At 33.9% G+C, this 2788-nt stretch carries 2 protein-coding genes; both read right to left on the bottom strand.

Annotation, left to right across the window (positions count from 1 at the left end):
- Positions 1-302 precede the first annotated feature (302 nt).
- Positions 303-1073, bottom strand: coding sequence for a class I SAM-dependent methyltransferase (locus tag ACFQ18_RS16025; protein WP_204798796.1), 771 nt, complete (start codon positions 1071-1073; stop codon positions 303-305).
- Between the two features lie 343 nt (positions 1074-1416).
- Positions 1417-2508 (bottom strand): sensor histidine kinase, encoded by a 1092-nt coding sequence (locus ACFQ18_RS16020; RefSeq protein WP_379566736.1) that lies wholly within the window; start codon positions 2506-2508, stop codon positions 1417-1419.
- Positions 2509-2788: the final 280 nt, after the last annotated feature.

Here is a 2788-nt window from a genome sequence, read left to right as displayed (position 1 = left end):
ATATCAGCACTCTTTCCAAGATATCAGCACTCTTTCCAAGATATCAGCACTCTTTCCAAGATATCAGCACTCTTTCCAGCATACTCCCTTTGATATTTTCGTTCATAACTGTGAGACTGCAATGTAACATAACTTACTATGAAATTTCTAGCATAGTATATCGAGAAAAAGGAATTTACTAGTGGGAAACGGAAAAGTATTTTTCTACCTGCCAAAATAACAAAAAGCACGCGTCAGCATGCTTTCCGATTTGATCTTTTATTCTTTAGAACTTCATTGTGGTGGTGCCAATATTAAATAATTTATAATTTTATTGCTCTCAACAAAACAGCCTCACCTACAAACGATGTAACTTGATGATCATTTATAAAAATACGAAATTTATTTTTTGTCTCTTCTGAGGCTTTTAACATAAATTCATTTAAAGCCTCTTTCTCTGTATCTGACAAATGCATGCGATTACACCAACTCCCAAACTCAAATCGTTTCTCAAAACGATGCAATTCTTGTATTTCAAATCCATTTAATTCCAACATTTGAATCCATTCGGTTTTTTTCCATGCCCGATAATGACTATAGTCTCTCATTTTTTCGACATCATTATAAAATTGATCGAACTCATCATGCTCAGGAGCGACGTTATCATCCAATAAGAATTGTCCACCACTTTTTAATACGCGGTAAACCTCTTTTATGAAATTTTCGATGTTTGGGAAATGATGAGGAGCAATGCGGCAACTAACCAAATCAAATTTCTCACTAGAAAATGGCATATTTTCGGCATCGCCTTCAACAAAATCGACGTTAACATTTCCGTTTCCTTTAATAAACTGTTCAGCAGCAGATAACATTTCCGGTGTCAAATCCATAGCCGTAACTTTTTGTGAAAGCGGGGCAAGAGCGTTAGCCGTATGTCCTCCCCCTGTAGCAACGTCAAGCACTTCCTCTATCCCTGTTACGCGAGCCATTTCTACTAGCTTTTTCAGATCCTCACCTTTACTGTGTCCTTCGCTTTTCACATAAGAATCAGCGCTACGACCAAATTGCTTTTGAACATCTTTTTTAATATCCATGTTTTTTCCTCCTTCACTTAATACTATTAAAATTATTTCTTATAAATCCATTTTTTCTTGTATAAACACAGCTATATATTATTTTCTATAAAGAAAGACAGGATTCCTCTAATAATGTTGGATTGTTCTTTTTGTCGTGCGGAAAGTATTTCGGATCCAGCCTGAATTTGTATTAGTAGTTGATTGTAAAACCGGGTAGCATTTAGAAACCCAATTTACAACATCTCGGAAATTACAATATGAAAAAGCTCAATTACTCACTATTAAAAATGAGAAATTGAGCTTTTTTCGTTACCCCATTAAAGACCTTATAATAGTCATTTTCACACTTTACTAAAGGTCTTCAAAATTTAATATCAATTGTTGTCCCATGACCAATTTCACTGTCAATGGTTAGCTCACCATCATGTTGCTGAATAATATCTTTGGCTATCGCCATTCCAAGCCCAGAGCCTTTATGTGCATCACCAGTATTTGTTCCCCGATAGTATCGGTCAAAAATTTTGTCAAGTTCGTTTTTCTCTATACCGTTACCATTATCTTTTATGGTTATATGTGCTCGTTCTTTTTTCTCTACAATTACATCGATTTGCACATTTTCGTCATTATGAACAATTGCATTATAAATTAAATTATAGATTGCTCTTCGAATTAGAATTTCATCAATTGTCACAAGAATATTCTCCTGATTTACATGAAATACAATATTACGATTAGAATTTTTAGGGTCATTTAAAATATCTATCACAATATTTCTTAATAAAGCAACCATGTTAACTGGTTTTTTATTTAACGTTAGTGCTTTATTTTTCAATCTTGTAGTTAAATTTAAATCTTCTATTACCTCTTTAATATATAATGATTTTTGTTCAATAATCTCAGCGTATTCTCTTATTTCTTCTAAGGAAAAATGATAATCTGGATCTTTAATCAATTCAGCATATCCTTGTATAGACGCTAGTGGGGTTTTTATATCATGTGAGATATTCCCAATCCAATCCTCCCTCATCATCTCCAGTTTCTTTCTTTCTTTTTCATTGGCTGTTAACTGATTGGATAGAAAATTGACATTATGAAAGACATCTTTATAAACTCCTTTAGGATCATAATTGACATTATAATCTTTATTGGCCAATCTTTTGATTCCATTAATGAGTGTTTGTAAGGGTTTGGTTAATCGTTTACTAAATAAGTAGCCAATTAGTAAGGCAATCAAAATGTCTATTACTAAAATAATGCCAACAACCTTTACCACTCGAGAGATGTCTTGAATATCAAAAGAAATAGCATAGCGATTTAACCCAGGGTTCTCTATCCCAATAAAATAACTATAATCAATGGACTTTTCCTTTTTCCCACCAACAAAAACCGTTGTGTTCGCTATTTCCTGATATTTATACGTTTGAACGATATCTGCTGGCGTGTATTTTTCCATAATTCCCTTAGGCGTTCTATAGCTGTATAACCCAGCCGTCAATTGGAGCAAAACAAGGTAAAATAAGCCTAAATACAGCTCATTCATCAGCTATTGGACAGTTAATAAAAAGTTTTAGATAACACCCTGATTTTTAGGTAAGGTTCTTGGTTTTTAGAACGTTACCTAAAAATTGGGGACAGCAAGCGACAAGGGTCGCGCGGTAGCCGAAAAAGTGTACAAAAATAGAGTGCCGGAAATATTGGTGTGAAAGACACACCGAGAAAAACTTGACACATAC

Source organism: Oceanobacillus caeni (assembly GCF_042678465.1).
GTDB lineage: Bacteria > Bacillota > Bacilli > Bacillales > Amphibacillaceae > Oceanobacillus > Oceanobacillus caeni.
This window is presented reverse-complemented; position numbering and strand designations above follow the sequence as displayed.